The 20,219-nt window shown below is 38.5% G+C and carries 14 protein-coding genes; all 14 read right to left on the minus strand.

Annotated elements, in window-relative coordinates; translation table 11 throughout:
- Positions 1–28: 28 nt before the first annotated feature.
- A complete protein-coding gene (gene prfA / locus P9M13_10045) occupies positions 29–1,102 on the minus strand; it encodes a peptide chain release factor 1 (GenBank protein ID MDP8263623.1) in 1,074 nt (357 codons plus the stop codon).
- Positions 1,103–1,289: 187 nt separating this feature from the next.
- Entirely contained in the window at positions 1,290–1,490 is a 201-nt protein-coding gene (rpmE, locus tag P9M13_10050; protein ID MDP8263624.1) for a 50S ribosomal protein L31, read from the minus strand.
- Between the two features lie 134 nt (positions 1,491–1,624).
- Positions 1,625–3,619 (minus strand): DUF2079 domain-containing protein, encoded by a 1,995-nt coding sequence (locus tag P9M13_10055; GenBank protein MDP8263625.1) that lies wholly within the window; start codon positions 3,617–3,619, stop codon positions 1,625–1,627.
- An 86-nt stretch (positions 3,620–3,705) separates the two neighbouring features.
- Entirely contained in the window at positions 3,706–4,953 is a 1,248-nt protein-coding gene (gene rho / locus P9M13_10060) for a transcription termination factor Rho (GenBank protein MDP8263626.1), read from the minus strand.
- 139 nt (positions 4,954–5,092) lie between these two features.
- Positions 5,093–5,725, minus strand: coding sequence for a dephospho-CoA kinase (gene coaE / locus P9M13_10065; GenBank protein MDP8263627.1), 633 nt, complete (start codon positions 5,723–5,725; stop codon positions 5,093–5,095).
- Between the two features lie 24 nt (positions 5,726–5,749).
- Positions 5,750–7,822, minus strand: coding sequence for a hypothetical protein (locus P9M13_10070; protein MDP8263628.1), 2,073 nt, complete (start codon positions 7,820–7,822; stop codon positions 5,750–5,752).
- A 14-nt stretch (positions 7,823–7,836) separates the two neighbouring features.
- Entirely contained in the window at positions 7,837–10,497 is a 2,661-nt protein-coding gene (gene polA, locus P9M13_10075) for a DNA polymerase I (GenBank protein MDP8263629.1), read from the minus strand.
- Positions 10,498–10,798: 301 nt separating this feature from the next.
- Positions 10,799–12,889: a hypothetical protein gene (locus P9M13_10080; GenBank protein MDP8263630.1), complete on the minus strand. Its 2,091-nt coding sequence runs from the start codon at positions 12,887–12,889 to the stop codon at positions 10,799–10,801.
- 18 nt (positions 12,890–12,907) lie between these two features.
- Positions 12,908–13,699 carry a hypothetical protein gene (locus tag P9M13_10085; GenBank protein MDP8263631.1) on the minus strand — a complete coding sequence of 264 codons (792 nt, stop codon included), beginning with the start codon at positions 13,697–13,699 and terminating at the stop codon, positions 12,908–12,910.
- Positions 13,700–13,753: 54 nt separating this feature from the next.
- Positions 13,754–14,530 carry an Amuc_1100 family pilus-like protein gene (locus P9M13_10090; protein MDP8263632.1) on the minus strand — a complete coding sequence of 259 codons (777 nt, stop codon included), beginning with the start codon at positions 14,528–14,530 and terminating at the stop codon, positions 13,754–13,756.
- A 9-nt stretch (positions 14,531–14,539) separates the two neighbouring features.
- Positions 14,540–16,213 carry a type IV pilus assembly protein PilM gene (gene pilM, locus P9M13_10095; GenBank protein MDP8263633.1) on the minus strand — a complete coding sequence of 558 codons (1,674 nt, stop codon included), beginning with the start codon at positions 16,211–16,213 and terminating at the stop codon, positions 14,540–14,542.
- A 110-nt stretch (positions 16,214–16,323) separates the two neighbouring features.
- Positions 16,324–16,929: a hypothetical protein gene (locus P9M13_10100; protein ID MDP8263634.1), complete on the minus strand. Its 606-nt coding sequence runs from the start codon at positions 16,927–16,929 to the stop codon at positions 16,324–16,326.
- Between the two features lie 174 nt (positions 16,930–17,103).
- Positions 17,104–18,360 carry a type II secretion system F family protein gene (locus tag P9M13_10105; protein ID MDP8263635.1) on the minus strand — a complete coding sequence of 419 codons (1,257 nt, stop codon included), beginning with the start codon at positions 18,358–18,360 and terminating at the stop codon, positions 17,104–17,106.
- Between the two features lie 146 nt (positions 18,361–18,506).
- On the minus strand, positions 18,507–20,210 hold the full coding sequence (gene gspE / locus P9M13_10110; GenBank protein ID MDP8263636.1) for a type II secretion system ATPase GspE: 1,704 nt from the start codon (positions 20,208–20,210) through the stop codon (positions 18,507–18,509).
- Positions 20,211–20,219 lie beyond the last annotated feature (9 nt).

The raw sequence follows: 20,219 nt of genomic DNA on the forward strand, positions 1-20,219 counted from the left end.
TAGGCACCTCTAGGATTGCGGAATGATACTATGATTCTATATGTTTTAACTTTGTTTCAATGTCTTTATTTATTAATGCAGTAATCATCTCGTCTATTTCACCTTCAAGAAATTCACTCAAATTGTGCAAGGTAACTCCGGCACGATGATCAGTAACACGGCTCTGCGGATAGTTATATGTTCTTATTTTCTCGCTCCTATCCCCTGACCCAACCTGCTCTTTTCTGTTTTTTGATAGTTTTGCATGTTCTTCTTGTGTTAACTTATCGTAAATACGCGCCCTTAAAACACGCATCGCTTTATCCTTGTTTTTATGCTGTGATTTCTCATCCTGACACTGGACAACAATACCCGTAGGTAAATGTGTTATTCTCACAGCTGAATCAGTCGTGTTAACACTCTGCCCGCCCGGTCCGGAAGCTCTAAATACATCAACTCTCAAATCATTCGGGCTAATATCTACATCTATCGCATCTATTTCAGGGAGTACCGCTACCGTGATTGCTGAGGTATGTATTCTTCCGCCAGCTTCTGTGACAGGTACACGTTGAACCCTATGCGTGCCGCTCTCATACTTAAATTTTCTGTACACATCATTTCCCGATAACGAAAATATCACTTCTTTAACACCTTTAAGACCCGTCATATTTGTATCCAAAGTTTCAACTTTTAAACCATGTTTCTCGGCATATTTAGAATACATCCTAAAAAGCTCCGCTGCAAAAAGTGCCGCTTCTTCTCCACCGGTTCCCGCTCTGATTTCAACAATAATATTTTTATCGTCATTTTTATCTTTTGGTATGAGTAAAACCTGTAACTCTTGTTCAATAATTATCCGTCTCTCGGCTAGATTATCGTTTTCAGCTCTTACCAAAGATAAGAATTCCTGATCGGCTTGTTCTTCCTTCAATAAATCTTCATTTGCCTGCGTTTCTTTCAATAAAATATCATATTCATGATATTTCTGAACAACTATTTGCAGCTGAGAATGTTCTTTGGAGTATTCCTTGTAATTACTATTATGTGCGATAATGGCCGGATCGCTTAATAATTTTTCCAGCTCTTCTAACCGCGACTGACAATGTTTTAGTTTCTGAAGCATTTTTCTATCCTATACATAAACATACTACATTTTGCCACACATATCCCTATTGCGAATGCAATACAAGTAACGCAATACTAGGTATATATGCACATTAAAAGCAAGCATAGCACACGTACACACTATGCACACATTAGGAAATTCTGCAGGTTAAGAAAGTGAGTATACTACAGGCGATTACAATGAATTACTTAACACCATAACGTTTATTGTATCTTTCAACACGACCAGCAGTATCAACAAATTTTTGTTGTCCAGTAAAGAACGGATGGCACTTAGAGCATATTCCTACGTGAATACCCTCTACAGTTGACCTGGTTTGAACAACCTCCCCGCACGCGCAGGAAATAGTTGTATCAAAGTATTTTGGATGAATCTTCTTTTTCATTATTCTGTTACCTCCACTTTAAAAGGGGGCTATATTAGTATAAACCGCAAAAAAACACAAGGTTTTTTTATAGTATATTGTTTTTTCAATACTTTACAACAATACTCTAGGGTGTGTAAAGTAACCCATAGCCATTATTTGTTGTCTTTTTTCGGTAATACATTAATTATTGTCAATTCTACCGGTGGATACTTCACTATTACTTCATCAATGTTTTTTTTCACCGGCATTGCATCAGAAATGACCTTAGACTTATATGTGCCTATCTTTAAGGCATACGTACCCGGAGGCACCTCTAAGGGAACATAGAGCATATTAAGCTCTCGCACAACCTCATCAGTTTTCCACTTAATATTCGGGTACACACCATAACAAATCGGTCTTTTATACTCTAAAACAACAGTACCTTCACGATCAACTAGCTGGGTATACATCCCATAGTTCACATTCTCCACAACCTTGGCCCCTGCAAGATGCGGATTGTTTTGACCAAGATATGTTTTAAACGTGAGCACATTACCAGGGATGACGGCAGTACTATTAATATCAAAGCCCATACATATTATCCTCGGATTTAACTGAACAATAAGCGGATACTGTATTGACGGCTCATTAACGACACTGTAGAGATAATCACCACTTCGCGCCTGTTTCCTAAAGAGAAAACACGAATTAGCCCCTTCGATCACTTTCCATTTGCCATCATCAAAAAACCGGCGCATGTTGCTATCCCCAACCGGTGAAAAAGTAGCCCAAAAAATATTTGTATCATCAAAATTTATTGCCGCATACATCACCTTGTCCGGTAAAACAAATTGTTTTTGCGTTAACTGGTCAAAACCCCAATAAATATAATGAAACGAATACAGTCCCTCTCTAGATGATAGCACAGGCAATAAATCAAACGTAGCAACACACTCAGCACCGGCTGGTATATTCGAAACAATCTTGTTTCTCACTATCACCATATCGTCATCATCAAATAATGCGTGTTTTTTTGGTAGATTCATATGGGGTCCATAATACCAGTTAGTAAAAAGAGCAATCGAGATAAGATACACAGTCAGGATTTTTTTTACATATGTTCTTTTACCGTGAGGTTCAGCACCCCCTGTTAACCGTACGATCTTATCCACCGTGATTATCATTCCTGTAAATAAAAAGGGAAGCAAGAGTGCATTATAATGTGTATAGATCTGCGGCACCCCACGGGCAAAAGAAAGCATTATCTGAAGAAATATGGGTAACGCCGGGAGCAATACAAAAGGTGAAAAAAGAGATAAGTAGCCAAACTGTATAAACACATTTGATAGATACTTGAGGTTTGGGAATAAAGTTAGTACCTTGATCACCGTTAAAGGCTGAGTAACCATAGTGCGGACCATCTCAGTAAACGATGATCCCAAATAATCATACAGCAAGAAATATGAATAATTACCCTTATTAAAAAATGGGATTATTATTTTAAAGCTTATCAAAAACCACGCCGCACTCAATAGAAATGTCCCGAGATACCATTTAACACTTTTCTTTGCCGCAATAACCCAGAAACCGAATAGAAAAACAATAAAAGACACATTTTCTTTGCAGCATAGGGCAAGAACAATAAAGCACATGAATGCTTTAAACTGGTTTTTATAAAAGAAATATATTGCAAACAAAAGCAGTGGCGCTACCGCAACCTCAGGGTGGAATTCAAATAGATTTATATATCCAACTATTGGGTTAAAAAGATACATGCCGGCAAAAAGAAGGCCAAAGATCCGCCCGCATCTTAATGAACCTATAAGAAAAACCGGAAATGCTCCACATGCAAGCACAATACTCTGTAAAACTAATATGTTTCGCGGATCAGGAAAAAGCATATAGAAGGGAAGGTACAGATAATAGATCGGCCTAAAATGATCGCCAAGAAAATTCCCACCTCTTATAGAGCACTCCATTGATCCATGGAGAATATTCCAGAGAACCTGGTTACCGATAGCAAGATCAAAACTCTCAAAATCAAAATGACTGTACCGCCAAATGCTCGCCCAAGAAAAATAAACTACATATATAAGCACACAAAGAACAACTAATCTGAATGCATTCTTATCTATGAATGATCGTATGTTTTCTTTACGAAACATAATCCTCCCCCATACTATCAAGGAACACAGAAGTGCTCGGTGCGCACTCCAATACTACCAAGGAGCACACACTACCACCCATCATGCTAGAAATTCATAGACTTAAGAAAATCAGCATTTGACTTGGTTTTACGAACTTTCTCAACAATAAGTTCCATTGCTTCAACCGGATTCATTGAGCTTAATGCTTTTCTTAACAGCCATATTTTATTCAAATCATCACTTCCTAAGAGAAGCTCTTCTTTACGTGTCCCTGATCTCAACATATCTATCGCGGGGAATATTCTCTTATCAACAAGTCGTCTATCAAGGTTGAGCTCCATATTTCCCGTTCCTTTAAACTCCTCGAATATCACTTCATCCATTCTGCTGCCTGTATCAATAAGTGCTGTAGCCATGATGGTTAAGCTTCCACCTTCTTCAATATTTCGTGCTGCACCAAAAAATCTCTTTGGTTTATGTAACGCATTAGAGTCAACACCACCTGATAATATTTTACCGCTATGAGGCTGCACGGTATTGTACGCGCGCGCTAAACGCGTCAAGCTATCGAGTAAAATAATTACATCAACACCAGTTTCAACTAAACGCTTTGCTTTTTCAATCACCATTTCAGCAACCTGAACGTGTCTTTCAGGCGGCTCATCAAACGTTGAGCTTATAACTTCGCCGCGCACAGACCGCTCCATATCGGTAACTTCTTCCGGACGCTCGTCAATTAAAAGTACTATTAACTTAGCAGTCGGTGTGTTTACCGCAACGCTGTTAGCAATCTTTTGCAAAAGCATTGTTTTTCCGGTTCGCGGCGGAGCAACAATAAGTCCCCTCTGGCCTTTACCAACCGGTGTCAATAGATCCATTATGCGCATCGACGGATCATCACCTTTAGTTTCAAGCACATAGCGTTCATCTGGATACAGTGGCGTTAAATTCTCAAACAAGATAATGTCTTTTGCTTTTTCTGTATCCTGAAAATTGATCCCCTGTACTTTTAAGAGAGCAAAATATCGTTCTTTATCTTTCGGCGGCCGAATCTCTCCGCTTACGGTATCTCCTGTTTTGAGACTAAATTTCCTTATTTGTGATGGACTTACATATATATCTTCCGGGCAAGGAAGATAATTATAATTTGGAGATCTTAAAAAACCAAATCCATCCGGAAGGACCTCTAATACACCTTCGCCATACATAAGCCCATTCTTCAATGCATTTACTTTAAGAATCTCAAAAATAAGATCATGTTTTTTCTTACTGCTTATATATTCGATCCCAAGCTCTTTTGCCATTTTGGCAAGATCAGTCATCCTTTTATTCTGGAGCTGTGTAACATTGATCTTTATTCCTTCACTTGAAGAACCATTCGTATCACTTACTCTCTTTTCACTGCTTTCTTCCGATGCAACAGGTTTTTCACTCCCCTTACTTACACTTTTTTCTCTAGGCATAAATCCTCCTCTATAAAATATTTACCTATTAATTATTTTTATTTCTATATATTCTGCATTGCACTTCTTCTGTGAGTGCACATACTTGACTGCGCGTATGTTTCTTTGATCCGTTATTATCGATAACAAAATCGGCATACTGTAATTTTTCTGCAAGAGGCATCTGCATAGCCATCCTCTTTCTGATACCAGTTACTGATTCACCTTTTGACGTTCTACATCTTTTAACCTGCACCTCCTTCTTTATTTTTATCACAACAATAAAATCACACATATTCTGCATTCCCGCTTCACAGAGCAAGGGAGCGCTGATCACTACAGGCAATCTATTCCTTTCGTTTAAATTTTCTTTTATTATCTTTTTTATTTTTCTTATAACAATAGGATGCACAACAGCGTTGAGATATTCTAATTGTCTTTTATCATTAAAAACTATTTCAGCAAGTTTTTTTCTATCAATCGTTTTCTCATTTGCAAGAATTGCTACCCCAAAATGATCAACGATTTGGTTATAAACTTTTGTTTTAGGAATAAGGGCATTTCGCGCTATTTCATCTGCATCAATAATGCACCAACCGCACTCTTGCATAATCGCTGAGACAGTACTTTTTCCTGCCCCATAGCCTCCGGTCAATCCTATGATTACAGCCTTATTTTTCATGATCCGTTCACCTTTTATTAAGAGTCATTCTTTCTTTTGTTGTGTCTCAATCTTACGAATCCCCATCTTACTGAACATTATTGTCGCTACCCGACGGGCCATTTCTTCATCTCCTGAAGCAGAATATGCATATATGAGACGAGCATGCGCCTTTAACAATCCCGGATTAATAGTAATCGCTTTAACAAGATCCCCGATTGCATCTTTTAGGTTCCCATTAGCAATTTTTCTATTGGCGTCTGCATAAAGGTCTCCCGCTTCGGCTACATCAGCCCCATCAACTATCTTATACACCAAATATCCATCATTTTCGTACAGTTTCCTATATTTTGTTAAGAGAAGTGGAGCAATCTCAAATTTATAGGCGTTTGTTTTATACGAGGGTTGCATAACCCCAGCTAAATACCGTCTTCCATTTATCGATCGATCAGTAAATGTTCCCCGAGAATGGATATAATGGGTTACATCATATTTTTTACAGATCTTATAAAAATCGTCTTCAGATGTACTGAAGATCATTGTGTCATATTCCTTTACTTTTTTACGTATTGCAGCATCCTCATATTTCGGGTGAAGCACAATTGCCCGTTTACCGTATGCAAGCAGTGATGGAGATAAGCCAAACGTTGCAAGACATACAGAATCAGCTGGAGTTCGTGCCTCTATCCAATTTGTGAGACTGACAAGAGCCGGATAGTTGACATTTCTTCCCCACTGCGGCAAACCCGCATACGTTCTATCAGCCTCATACAAAAAGCACAAACCAAGAATGACCAACAGTACATACTTCAGTCGCGGAAAATACTTTGTACCCAGCGCATATACTCCACCAATAAGAATACAGGAAAAATATGCGACAAATACCTCTATACGAGAAAAAAGAATATAGAGTGGAATAAATAATGCTGTCAGTGTCAGTATAAACAACCATGCCACCGGCAATCGCTTTTTCGAAACCTCATATACAAGAAAACACCATGAGACAAATACTAACGGTACCATTGATGCAAAAAACCGTAGAGCATCTTTTATCCCAACAGAATGAAGAGCCGGCACCCATAGGCTTCTTACCGTATAGGGTAACAGTAACGGGTCAATAGGTTTTGTATTCCAGAACCTTATTTTATACCAAAAAAGCTGCATAAAATGGCCGTAATGGTCCCCGTAGAGTGTTACACAATACGATATATATATAGCTGCGAGCACTATCAAGATAAAACACAATTTTCTCAATCGGGTTATCACGTAGTTGCTTCTTGTAAAAGGCGTCATAATAATCAGTGAGTATCCCACCACCATGGGATAGCTCCATAGATACTCATGCCATCTCAGATAGGGATTGGCCAGACCCGCTACAACGAGACCTGCTATACACACACAAAAAGAGAATGCAAAATGATAATACTTTCCCGACGTAAAAAACAGTATCGTTACAAAAAGAACAAAAATATAAATGTATATTTGCATCATATCCCAACACACCAAGCTTAATGCTAAAAATCCAGCTGCACAAAGCGCATAAAGCCATTTTTTAACAGTATACTCATTCATTTTTATAGACATTGTCAGTGCCCACATATGGAAAAAGAATAAAGGCAGACCGCAATTCTCTCCCATAATCTCCTGTCCGGTCGACCGGATAACACACGGAATGCATACCGCGTAAAAGAGCGCTGATAGAACGCCTGCAAATGCATTTTCGGTGAGGCTATACACGAGCAAATATACCGCACATATTGACAATGAGAAAAACAAAGCGCTGTAGAGCCTAATAAAATCATGAAATCCTATTGCACTTTTAAAAAACAATCTATAAAGAGTTCCCATTACATATTCTTGGCTAAGTGAAAGGCGCTGTCTGACATTCAGTCCTTCCGGATACTGCGCCTTAATGTCATTATCGGGAACAGTCTCACCCCGTGAAATGGTGTCTGCATAGTTATAGAGCAGGGCACTTTCCAACGTAAACGGAAGCACTGTGCCACTCTGCGATCCTTGATAGTGAGCTATTTCATACCGCGAGTACACAGCAATTAAATAGATCGTAACAAGAAGAACCCCAATAATTATCTTTTTTGTCGTTCCTGTAAGAACCACGAATATTTCTCCGTTTATATTTGGGCCCAATTCTTTCCTGACGCAATATCGACTGTTATGGGCACATCAAGATGCACTACTTCTTCCATAACATGGGTAACAGTGTGCATAAATTCTTCGCACTCCTTTTCCGGCACTTCAAAAACAAGTTCATCGTGTATCTGCAAGAGCATTCTGCTCTCTAATTTTTCTTTCATAATAATTTTACTGAGTTCTATCATCGCAAGCTTGATAATATCAGATGCTGTTCCCTGTATGGGAGTATTCACCGCGGTACGTTCACTAAACGTTCTTATCGTGAAATTTGCACTCGTTATTTCAGGAATATACCGCTTTCTATTAAACAACGTTTTTACATACTTATCTTTGCGCGCTTTTTTAATAGTATCTTTAATATAGTTATCCACTCCCACATATCGCTGGAAATACTGATTAATAAATTCCTTTGCTTCGCCTTCTTTCATCCCAAGATCTTTAGCGAGTCCATATGAGCTCATGCCATAGATTATCCCAAAGTTAACAATCTTTGCCCTGCGGCGCATATCTGGCGTTACCGCTTCAGGATCCGCACCATAAATAAGTCCAGCGGTATAGCTGTGAATATCAACATTATTTCTAAATGCGTTTATAAGCACAGGATCTTGTGAGAGATGCGCAAGTATGCGCAATTCGATCTGCGAATAATCGGCACCAACAAGATACCACTGCCCTCTATCGGCACGCGGCACAAATGCGCGTCTTATCTCCCGCCCCATATCTGTCTTAACGGGTATATTCTGCAGATTTGGATCACTACTCGAAAGACGGCCTGTTGCAGTAACCGTCTGATTAAACGAGGTGTGTATCCGTCCAGTTTTCGCGTTAACCAAAGTTGGCAAAACATCAATGTATGTCGATTTCAGTTTCGCAAGTTGCCGATAAGAAAGTATTTCCTGCGGGAGCTCATGATACTGGGCAAGTGCCATTAATACATCAACATTCGTTGAATACCCTGTTTTTGTTTTCTTTTTCGATGGTAGATTTAACTTATCAAACAAGATCACCGCTAAGGATTTTGGAGAATTAATATTAAACTCCTCCCCGGCAAGTGTATATATACGCTGCGTGAGAGTATCCAGAGTCCCATCAACATGTTTTGCCATATCACTTAAAAACTCTTGATCTATGGCTATCCCCTGATACTCCATTACTGTTAATACATCTATTAATGGTATTTCCATATCCTTAAATAATGTGAACAAGTCTTTCTTATGTAAAATATCATCAAATATATTCTTCAATTTATATATTATCAGAGCATCTTCACATGCATAGTTCGTCATGTCTTCAAGGGCTACCTCACGAATAGATATTTTATTCTTACCGGTGCCAATAAGCTCTCGCAAAGAAGTCATTTTATAATTGAGATACTCAAGGGCTATTTCACTCAGACTATGTCTTGTCTTTGAAGGATTTATTAAATAATGAGCTATGATCGTATCAAAAGAAACACCTTTAAGATCAATACCAGAGTTCAAAAGAACTATCTTATCATATTTAATATTATGGCCATACTTCTTAACCGTATCGTCCTCAAGAACCGCGGTAAGCTTATCCTTAAAATCACTCAAAGAAATTCCACTCCCCAGAGATACATAATACGCGGTATGTTCATCCCAGCAAAATGAAGCGCCTACCAACTCTGCTTGCATAGGATCAATATGCGTCGTTTCAGTATCTACAACAAATCCTGTTACTTCTTTTATCTTTTCACAAAATGATTCAAAACTTTTCTTATCGGATACACATTCATACGAAGCATCTTTGACCACTGTATGTTCAAGCATGTCATTTACGAGTCCGGTAAACTCGCATTCTTTAAAAAGTGACACGAGCTTTTCTTTATTCGGCCCGGCATATTGACATTGAGGTATATCTATAGTAAGACCAACATTATCTATTAACCGTACAAGATTCCTATTGGTCATGACCGTCTCTTTGTGTTCAACAAGTTTGGCTCTTATTTTAACGTTTTTCATGGTATCTATTTGAGAATACATCTTGTCAATAGAGCCGTATTCATTAATAAGACGACCTGCTGTTTTAATCCCTATCCCGGGAACACCGGAAATATTGTCTGAAACATCACCGGTCATACTTAACAGGTCAATAATCTGTTCAGGATATACTCCATACTTTTCGTTTACCTTATCTCGGTCGTAGAGAACCGGCTCTTTTCCTCCTACCATGATCTTAACGTTAGCATCAACTATCTGCATCATATCTTTATCCGAGGTAAAGATAATCGATTCAATATCTTGCGCGGCTGCACGACGCGCCAATGTAGCGATAATGTCATCTGCTTCATATCCTTCTTGTTCAATTAGAGGAATACCATAGGCATCTATAACTTCTTTAATAACTGGTATTTGCACAACGAGATCGTCAGGTGTCGGCTTGCGATGCGCTTTATACTCTTCATATTCAATATGCCTGAATGTCGGTTTTGGCAGGTCAAAACATACTGCAATGTAATCAGGTTTTTCTTCCTTAACAATCTTACTCAGCATTCTTACAAAACCATATACAGCATTTGTCGGCTGTCCTTTAGAATTCATCAAGGACTGTATGGCATAAAAAGCACGGTATGCATAGCTGGGACCGTCAATAAGAATACATTTTTTGGGTTGTTTCATTGTTGTTCCATGTAAGGATAGCGAATACTGTGGATTCTCACGTTAAAGGTTTTTCTTTAGATACATTTCTTCATTATTGTATATCTGCACGGAAATTTGTGAAAAGATAGCAGAACCTATATAATTTTAATCTATTGGATTGTACGCCACGTTTACTTCTTAGTGGAGCACAATGTATATGCTAGAATAATTGAATAAATATAACGGGATAATAATTTTGACATCACACGTATTTTTGAAAAATTACTCAGAATTATTCCTGCCTCATGTTTGTTATGAGGCAGGAATAAACAAATTAGATTTACGGATTAAAAACTTTTGTTTTCTTTAATTTAGGATCACGAATTCTGTCACCGGTCGGTGTTAAAAGGTGAGCAGTAACAAAAATAAGAAGATTTCTCTTTTCACTAATTTCAGCTTCAACCCTAAACGCTCTGCCAATAAATGGTAAATCGCCGAGAACAGGGATCTTATCATTGGTTCTTATAGTGGTATCTCTAATTAAACCACCGAGAACGACCGTTTCCCCGTCATTTATGATAACACTGGTTGTTACATTTCGTGTTTCAAAAAACGGCTGAAGAACCGGAACTGCATTAGCAATAACGTTACCGGCAGCATTTAACGTCGCAGGTATACCGTAATCCATCCAGCTTGCAAGCTCACTCACCTCAGGAATCAAAGTAAGATTAATGGTCTTTCTGTCAGCACCAACACTCGGCGTCACTTCAAGAATAATACCTGTGTCACGTGTTGTAAACGCACTAGGAATAACTACCGCAGGGGTAATAACGTTACCATTATTATTTGTTGTCGGCGGCGTAATCTCAAACTCGCTCGGATAAATAACTTCAGTGACCACTTCGATACGCGCCTGCTGATTATTGATAGTTGTTACCTTTGGAGCGGAAAGAACATTTGCTACATCGCATTGATCAAGCGCATGCAAAATAAATTGCATCTGTGGCTGTGACAACGTTGCAAAACTAAATATTCCACCAGTTGATCCATATATACCACCGGCACTACCAGGAATCGCCATGTTTCGTAAGAATCTGAGCCCGTCAGTAAAACGAGCATCTTGGTTAGGATTAGATGAATTTGGTCCGGTATTAGACAAAATCGCAGAGCTTGGATTATTTGCACCTGGCAAATTCGTTCCCGTCCCTGTACCACGATATTTATAATTCGTATTAAAATTCTGATTCAAGAACGCTTCGATACCAAGTTCCTGCATCACTCCTTCTGCAACCTCAACAAACTTTGCTTCTATAGCAACCTGAAACGGCGGCACATCAAGTGCCCCAAGAATCTTCTCTACAATCGCCAAATTTGCTGGGGTGTTTCTTGCAATAAGCGTACCTGTTCTTTGGTCAAGAAAGATCTTGCTTCCCGGAGGAAACGGCACACCGCTTTGTTCAAGAACATCTTTCATGGTCATTGATGTTTCTGCATCAGTACCGCGAGAAAGAAGCGCTTCATCGCCTTCATCGGTCACTTCTTTTCTGCTCATCGATGTAAACACACCAGATCCGCTTGAAAGATGATAATATCTTGTCTCCATTTCAACATTCTCTAGGCGTGAAGGCGTTGAAACAAGGATTGCATAATCATCAATTCTGTACTTTAAACCTTTAGACTGTAAAATATACTTAAGCGCTTCAATAAGCGGTAAATTTTTAAGATGGATGGTAACGCGGTCTGAAGCTATACCACCACTTCCAGCACCTTCATATCTTCCTTCTTCACCAACACCTACTTCATCAATTGCTTCAACCTTGCCTCGTCCTCCTTGTGCAACAAGATCTGCATCAAGGATAATATTGATACCGCTCATCTTTGAGAGATAATTGATCACATCTGAAAGACGCGCGTCATTAAAATTGATCTCAGGAATAATTTGCTGTGATTTTTCTTCCATAATCAACCGCTCTTTGGATTTTGCCCTCTTTGCACCAAAAGATGTGTCCTCTGTTGATTCCCCCCTGTTTGATTGCGGCGGAACCCATGCTCTTCTTACGTCAAGAACCATGTCTTTCTGAACAAGAGCCTGGTCGCGAGCAGCTGCTCTTCTTTTCTCAACAATGATATTCTTAATATATCTTTTAACCGTATAATTCTGCTGATCTTTTCTCTGTATATCTTCGAAAATAGACAGTGCTTCGTTAAGTTTTCCTTCATTGTACAGCTTTATTGCTAAATCAATCCTGTTTGTCGGCTTTACCTTCACTTTCGGGGCAAACCATTCTTTTGATCCCGTTTTACCCGTCTTATTTTCGACAAGCGTTTTGGCGCCGGCCGTTGAGGTGAAACTTGATAATACAAAAAGTATCACTACAGAAACAGACAGAGACACCAAATGCTTCAAGATACTTTTACTTGATTTATCCATTCTTTTAATCTCCTTCGTTTATTGACTATTCACACTTTTTAAATGTAATTTCTCTCCATTTGGCCGGGATAATATCACTTCTCTCTCAGTTATGTCAAGAACTTTATGCCCATCATACACAGAACCAACATGGACCGTAATTGCCTTTAGTTTCTTCCTGTCGAACAATTTAGCAAACAACTCTTTTTCGGTTATCAACTTTCCTCTTTCAAGGGTAACCGAGGTTCCGTCACCTTTTTTTATTTCCACTATAGATTTATTAACTCTTATCTGGACACCTGATGGTAACTCTTCATTGAAGAAACGCTGCTGGAAATTACGGATTTCGTATCCTCTGATAGTTTCTCCTATCTTTTTAAAATCCGTTTTGCGCCCCCAATTAATCTGTATACTGTATACTCCGCCAGGAAGCTGCATATATCCCTTAAATAGCAGTTTTACCGGTTGGCGGAAAATCTTCTCAAGCCTAAACTGCTCTCCTTTAGCGACGGCATCCTCTTTAACTATCCGCTCTACCTGCACAGGTTCACCTTTGTGTTCAGTAAATATATCCCTTTTATAATACAGGGCTAAATCCTGTGGATTTTTGACCTCATCAATCAGAAGCGCAACACGATCAAAGTCCACATAATATTTCTTGTTTGATATACTATCGCTGTAGGGAAAGTAATTTACGCTCCCTCGCAGCGTAGTAAGTAGCTCGCTACCGTTGACACAGAGCAATATGATATAGAGCACAAAAAAAACAAAAAAGAGTGTTTTCTCATAATTCTCTTTTACCCATTCGCTACTAACTGACATTTTTTTCATTGTGTACCTCACCTGCCACATGTCACATAAAAGAATAACTTAACCATCTATTTTCTATAAAAATACGAGACCGCTTATTACTAATTTGATTACATATTTTGATTCGGAAACATATTTTACATTTATATTTCTGACTACGAAGAATTCTTTTGCTGTCATAAGAGCTGAAAGGATATCAACGAGTGCCTGCTGATCGGATTCAAATTCGACTTCAAATTTGTATTCATTATAAAAATATGATGTGTCTTTAGGGGTTACTTTTTGAGGTGAAACACCATGCCTCGAAACACTCAGAATCTCACGAACACCGTTTATCATTACAATATTCAACAGAATTGATATTTTATCTAACTGATCTGAAAGCACCGGAATTTCTTTATAGGCCGGAATTTTTTTTCCAATAAATTCTCCAAAGCCAATACCATCAGGTATCTTTACCCCCGTCTTGATCGATTTATCTAAATAATATCTTCTCAGTTTTAATAATTTCCCCTTAAACTCCATCGGATCGGAAACCGTTGGCGGCTTTCCTTTACTCAACGATTTTTCAAGCTCTTTGAATTGTTTTTTTAAAACAACTTTATCACTCTCCAAAGTTCTTAAAGCATCAATCGTCGGGATGCTTTTGCCAAAATCAACAACTGTATTTAATCTATCAAACAGTCTGTCATATTCCTTGCAAGAATTCTTTTTCATGTTCAGACCACTTAAAGCATAGTAGATACTGATACTCATAATAAGCGCCCCAACAACAAGAATCGCAATAAGCGTTTTCTTCTTAAATATATATATGCGATTAATATCTTTTACGCTGCCTATGATTTTTTTCACGTTACCAGCCTATTGTTTTTTCTGAAGTTTTAAACGTATTACAAAACTAATAAGACTATTCCGCAGTTCTGCAGATACTATTTCTACATCTTTAAATAATGGCGATTTCTCAAGCGCATGCTGAAACAGGGGGATGTCTTTTTCAATAGACCCCCTACCTTTACCCTCCAAATAAACGACACTGACCTCTTCGAACATAGCTTTGTCGCCTGATCCCTTATTTCTGCCTTTTCTTTTTCGCATGTTTTTTTTAGTCTCAACTTTGAGTTCCTCAAGATTGCTTGAAATATTTTCTATCCATATGTTCGGAGCCATAACATTCTGTATTTCTATAAATATTCGGAGCCACAGATCACGATCATAAATAAGCTCATTTAACATATTCAGCTTATTGTTAATAACTGCTACCCCGTCATTGATTTTCTTAAAATGAGTGTTCAATACCTCAATATAGCTGATATAGGAGGAAAGATCTTTTGCTCTGATAATGTTCGCACGAGCAATCTTTGTAGAGCACACTCGAACAGAGAAGAGTGTCAGAAGTATAACTATAAAGGTCACGACATAATATGCAAACTTCTTCACAAATCCTCTTTGCTTCAATATATCAGAAGGAATAAGATTAACAGAGAGCTCCGTACGGGTAATCCCTCTTAATCCAAGTCCTATTGCATTGGCCAAAAGATGTTTTGTTTCAGTAAGCGCCCCCGCTTTTTGTTCATCCTTAACCGCGCCAGTTATCTTCTGTAAAGGATCAAACTTCTCTACCGGCATTTTAAAACGTTCTGACAGTGCTTCTTCTATATTTTTCAACTTGGACCCGCCACCGGTAATAAAAACCTTTTTTATGGGGGTGCCGCCAAATTGCGACTTGTAATATCCTAGCGAACGACTTATTTCTGCAAAAAGTCTACTTGCGCCTCTTTCAATAGCCCCGCGAAGCTCCGGTATTTCTCCCTGTCCAAAACCAACGGATCGTTTAAGGTTTTCAGCCTCAGGCTCACTTATTTTCATATCGTCGACAATACATTGCGTTAAGGAATTACCCGCAATAGGAATACTCCGTATCCAGAGTTCATCACCTCCGGTCACAATCAGGTTGGTTGTCCGTGCTCCTATATCAACAACAAGAGATGCTTCATCTGTTAATAATCCATTGTATGCAAAACAGTTATATAAGGAGAGCGGTAACACATCAATCACTTCAGGCATTAACCCATTCTGGTATACGCTTTCAACTAACGTCCTTACAATATCCTGCTTTATTGCAACGAGCAATATGTCTCTTTCTTCAAGAGCCCCATTACCTAAAAGCTGATAATCCCATCTGACTTCTTCTATAGGAAACGGAACCTGTTGCTGTGCTTCATACTGCACAATCTGATCCATCTTTCTTTTTTCCACTACAGGTAGTTTTACAAAACGGATAAAGACCGCTTGGCCTGAAATACCGACAATACAGGAATTATTTCTAAATATTTTTGAGTCTACGAATTTGGTGAGTTTTTCTAAGAGCGCATTTTGACGGTCATCATCAGTTAAGCCTTTTCCTAAACCATCATCGCACTCAATAACCTCATAGTTGAGCAGTCGTACCTCGCCACTCTTCTTTTCGAGCTCGACAATTTTTAGAGCACTTTCACCAATGTCAAGACCAATAATTCTGTTTTGATATAAAAACATAGTACCTCAATACTCTTATATTACTGTCGCTTTATCTTTGCAAATATATATACCGCTACAATAATAACCATTCTGGAAAATAAGAAACATACGGAATTAGCCGATTTTTACTATTCTGATAATGTCGGGACCTTTATTGCTTCTTCCTTTACTTCATAATCAAGTAAAAACGGAGTAATAAAACGAGGCCTCAAAATCCCATTTATCGCCTTTACTTGTGTCCACCAGCGTTTTGTGGTTTTTGTAGGCCATTGCGCGGATGTTATAAGGATACCCTTGTACCAGATTTCAACCATGATTCTTTTTATCTGCCCGTATCTAATAAGCGCATTGGGATGAATAAAAATCTGTGCCGCGTGACCGATTCCCTTCGGAACAGAAACATATATCTGGTGCCCGGTAAATAAGTGATATTTTTTTCTTTTATCTCTTGTTAACACATAATATTTTACATCAACATCATCTGCCCATGAAGGCTCACTATCATAAGAAACAGTAATAACGCCCCATTGCTGATGTGCTGTTCCACCAATGTTCCCCAACCCTTCGAGCCCTGAAGAAAATGCACCGGTGACACTGGTCATCTTTTTTTGATATGAAATTTTACGAACACTGAATAGATCATCAGCGGCCGCATTGCTACCGGTAACAAGCGCAAAAACAATATACGCCACTATCACGGCTATCGGAGCTCGGCAGTTCTTTAAAAAAGACATATTTCCTCCTTTATCGATAAGAAAAAAAATCTTTAACATTTTATCACTAAGTTATTTAATAAAATAATTGTAGAGAGTGTATCAAAAAACTCTCTCAACTGTCAAGAAAACACTCGCCTAAGAACATATACCGATCTTTACAACAAGAATCATTATTACTTATTTTTTTCTTTGTTAGACAGTTCCAAGAGTACTAATAAGAGAAACAAGCGGCAAAAATAATGATATTACTATACTCCCTACAATAAATGCCAGAGTGATAATAAGTACAGGTTCCAACATAGAGGTTAAGGACCCAATAGCTATATCAACATCATCATCATAATTATCAGCAATTTTCATTAACATCTCATCGAGTCTTCCCGTTTCCTCACCAACATCTATCATATTAATAACGATCGGACTAAAAACCTTGTGCTGCTTCAACGGCCCCGCGATTGACTCCCCTTCCCGAATACTGTCTGAAACCTTGCTCACCGCCATTGCAACAACATCGTTACCGATAACGTCTTTTACAATGTTAAGAGCCTTTAGAAGAGGAACGCCACTTGAGACAAGTGTTCCCAATGTGCGTGCAAAACGCGCTATGGCAACTTTTTGCACAAGAATACCAAACATAGGGAAATACAACTTCACATAATCAATCCTGTATCTACCGGTAGCGGTTCTTTTAACAAGATAATATAAAAAAAAGAGCAATGCGAAAAACCCTATTATAAAAACCCACGTATACCACAGGAGCATTGCATTCGTAAGACCTATGAGTATCCGTGTTGGCATCGGCAGCGCTACGCCCATATCTTTAAACATTTCAGCAAAGCGCGGTATTATAAAGAGCACCAAAAAGAGCAACACTCCAATTGCAGCACAAACCACTATTATGGGATAAATAAGCGCGGATTTAACTTTTGCTTTTATCTTATAGCTCTTCTCATAAAAATCAGCAACTCTGAGTAGCACAATATCCATGGCTCCCGCTGCTTCACCGGCGCGAACCATATTGATAAATAACTTTGAGAAAACATTCGGATGCTTAATAAGTGACTCTGAGAGCGTACTCCCATTTTCAACTTGATCAGTAATGTTTTCGAGTGTTTTTTTCAGTGTTCCTGCCTTCTGCTGCTCCCATAACACCTTGATGCTTTTAAGGAGCGGTAACCCTGCATTAATTAATGTCGCAAACTGCCGAATAAACATAACGAGTTGCTGGGGTTTGACACTTTTATTCGTAAAAAGACTGAGCTCCATATTTAAAGAAAATTTTCCCGCTTTCTTTTTCGGCATACTCTTTTTTGTTGTCTCAGCCACTTTAATAGGATAGAGCCCCAATTCACGGACCTTATTAAGCGCATCAGTATTCGTTGCCGCTTCTATAATATCAACAACATCTTTTCCGCGCTTATTGACTGCTCTATATTCATAAAATGGCATATACACACCCCTTAAAAAGTTAAAAGTAAAAATTCAAAAGTAATAAATTTGAACTTATTGTAGCTCTACTTAGTTTTTAATTTTACCTTTTTCGTTTTTAATTTTGACTTTATTTTATCTTTCCTTAGTTTTGCCTTTTTAATTTTTTATGTTTCTCGGCCAACTTCCTCTGCCGTAGTTACCCCCTGAAATATCTTCTCTATTCCATCATCCCACAATGTTTTCATCCCGAGCTCAATTGCTTTTTGCCGAATAATAACTGACGGAGCCTTGTCAAGGATAAGCGCTCTTATCGGATCGGATATCTCTAAATATTCAAATATCCCTATGCGTCCTTTATACCCCGTATTATTACATTTCTTACATCCTTTTCCATAATAGAATTTCTTGTCACCTACATCCTGCGGGGTAAGATCTACATCTCTTAACACCTCTGGAGTAGGGCTGTAGGATGTTTTGCAATCAGAACAAATAGTTCTCACCAATCGCTGTGCAAGTATCGCTTCCAAAGTCGATGTAATTAAAAAGGGCTCTACACCCATATCAATAAGCCTTACAACAGCACCCGCGGCGTCATTGGTATGCAACGTTGAAAACACTAAGTGACCGGTAAGAGACGCCTGTACGGCAATCTCTGCAGTTTCATAATCTCTCACTTCACCGATCATTATTATATCGGGATCTTGACGCAAAATACTTCTTAAGCAATGTGAAAACGTCAGGCCTATTTCTTCATTTATATTAATTTGCATAATTCCTTCAATATCATATTCAACAGGATCCTCAGTTGTTATTAACTTAGAATCAAGTTTATTCAACAGCTTTAAACTAGAGTACAGTGTCGTTGTTTTACCGCTTCCCGTTGGACCTGTGACAATAACAATACCGTTTGGCTTTTCTAATACGTGTGAAAACGATTCAAGCATTTCCTTGTTCATTCCCACTTTGTTCAAATCAAGTGATACAACCGAGCGGTCTAGGATTCTAATAACAACACTTTCACCAAAAGCAGTTGGAAGGGTTGACACTCTCAAATCAACATATTTTCCCGCAATACTCACCAATATTCTTCCATCTTGCGGCAAGCGCCTTTCAGCGATATCAAGGTTTGCAATAACCTTAATGCGGGAAGTAAGCGCCAGGCTGAGATGCTTTGGCGGCGGCACCATGTCATAGAGAACTCCATCAACACGATAGCGTACTTTAAAATCATTTTCAAATGGCTCAAAGTGAATATCACTGGCCTGGTCTTTAATGGCTTGTGCTAAAATGAGATTAAGCAGTTTGACAACAGGCGCTTCATTAGCCAGTTCCTTTAAGCTGTCTACGTCTGTTATATCTTCAATCTTTTCAACACCTTTTGGAAGTTCCTTTTCAATCTCTTCAATAAGATCAACAATAGATTCTGTTTCTTCACCGTAATGTTTCTTTATGGCAGTTTTTATATCGTCATGGGTTGAGAGAACTGCACTAATTTCAAGATCAAGCATAAAATGGAGATCATCAATAATATGCGGATTCAAAGGATCGGCAATTGCAACAGTCAGCATGTTATTCTCGTATTTTATCGGCATAATGTTGTATATACGAGCCATTGAAGGATTTACAAACTTGAGAACTTCTTTCGGTATGCCAATATTCTTAATATCGACCATTTCCATACCTAACTGTGTTCCCAGACACAGAAAGATGTCGTTCTCATTAACAAAACCAAGGTCTACCAGTACATGGCCGATAAGCTTTCCTGTTCTTTTCTGCTCTTCAACAGCTTCTTCCAAATGTTCTTTGGTAATAAGCCCCTTTGAAAGCAAAAGAGAACCAATATATCCACTACTTATCTTCTGCTGCATTATAGTACC

It is taken from the genome of Candidatus Ancaeobacter aquaticus, assembly GCA_030765405.1.
In the GTDB taxonomy this organism is placed as follows: Bacteria; Auribacterota; Ancaeobacteria; order Ancaeobacterales; family Ancaeobacteraceae; genus Ancaeobacter; species Ancaeobacter aquaticus.

Bases quoted from the DNA above. Each gene is read 5' to 3' on its own strand.
- prfA (MDP8263623.1), bottom strand. From the start codon at position 1,102: ATGCTTCAGAAACTAAAACATTGTCAGTCGCGGTTAGAAGAGCTGGAA.
- rpmE (MDP8263624.1), bottom strand. From the start codon at position 1,490: ATGAAAAAGAAGATTCATCCAAAATACTTTGATACAACTATTTCCTGC.
- P9M13_10055 (MDP8263625.1), bottom strand. From the start codon at position 3,619: ATGTTTCGTAAAGAAAACATACGATCATTCATAGATAAGAATGCATTC.
- coaE (MDP8263627.1), bottom strand. From the start codon at position 5,725: ATGAAAAATAAGGCTGTAATCATAGGATTGACCGGAGGCTATGGGGCA.
- polA (MDP8263629.1), bottom strand. From the start codon at position 10,497: ATGAAACAACCCAAAAAATGTATTCTTATTGACGGTCCCAGCTATGCA.
- P9M13_10080 (MDP8263630.1), bottom strand. From the start codon at position 12,889: ATGGATAAATCAAGTAAAAGTATCTTGAAGCATTTGGTGTCTCTGTCT.
- P9M13_10085 (MDP8263631.1), bottom strand. From the start codon at position 13,699: ATGAAAAAAATGTCAGTTAGTAGCGAATGGGTAAAAGAGAATTATGAG.
- pilM (MDP8263633.1), bottom strand. From the start codon at position 16,213: ATGTTTTTATATCAAAACAGAATTATTGGTCTTGACATTGGTGAAAGT.
- P9M13_10100 (MDP8263634.1), bottom strand. From the start codon at position 16,929: ATGTCTTTTTTAAAGAACTGCCGAGCTCCGATAGCCGTGATAGTGGCG.
- P9M13_10105 (MDP8263635.1), bottom strand. From the start codon at position 18,360: ATGCCATTTTATGAATATAGAGCAGTCAATAAGCGCGGAAAAGATGTT.
- gspE (MDP8263636.1), bottom strand. From the start codon at position 20,210: ATGCAGCAGAAGATAAGTAGTGGATATATTGGTTCTCTTTTGCTTTCA.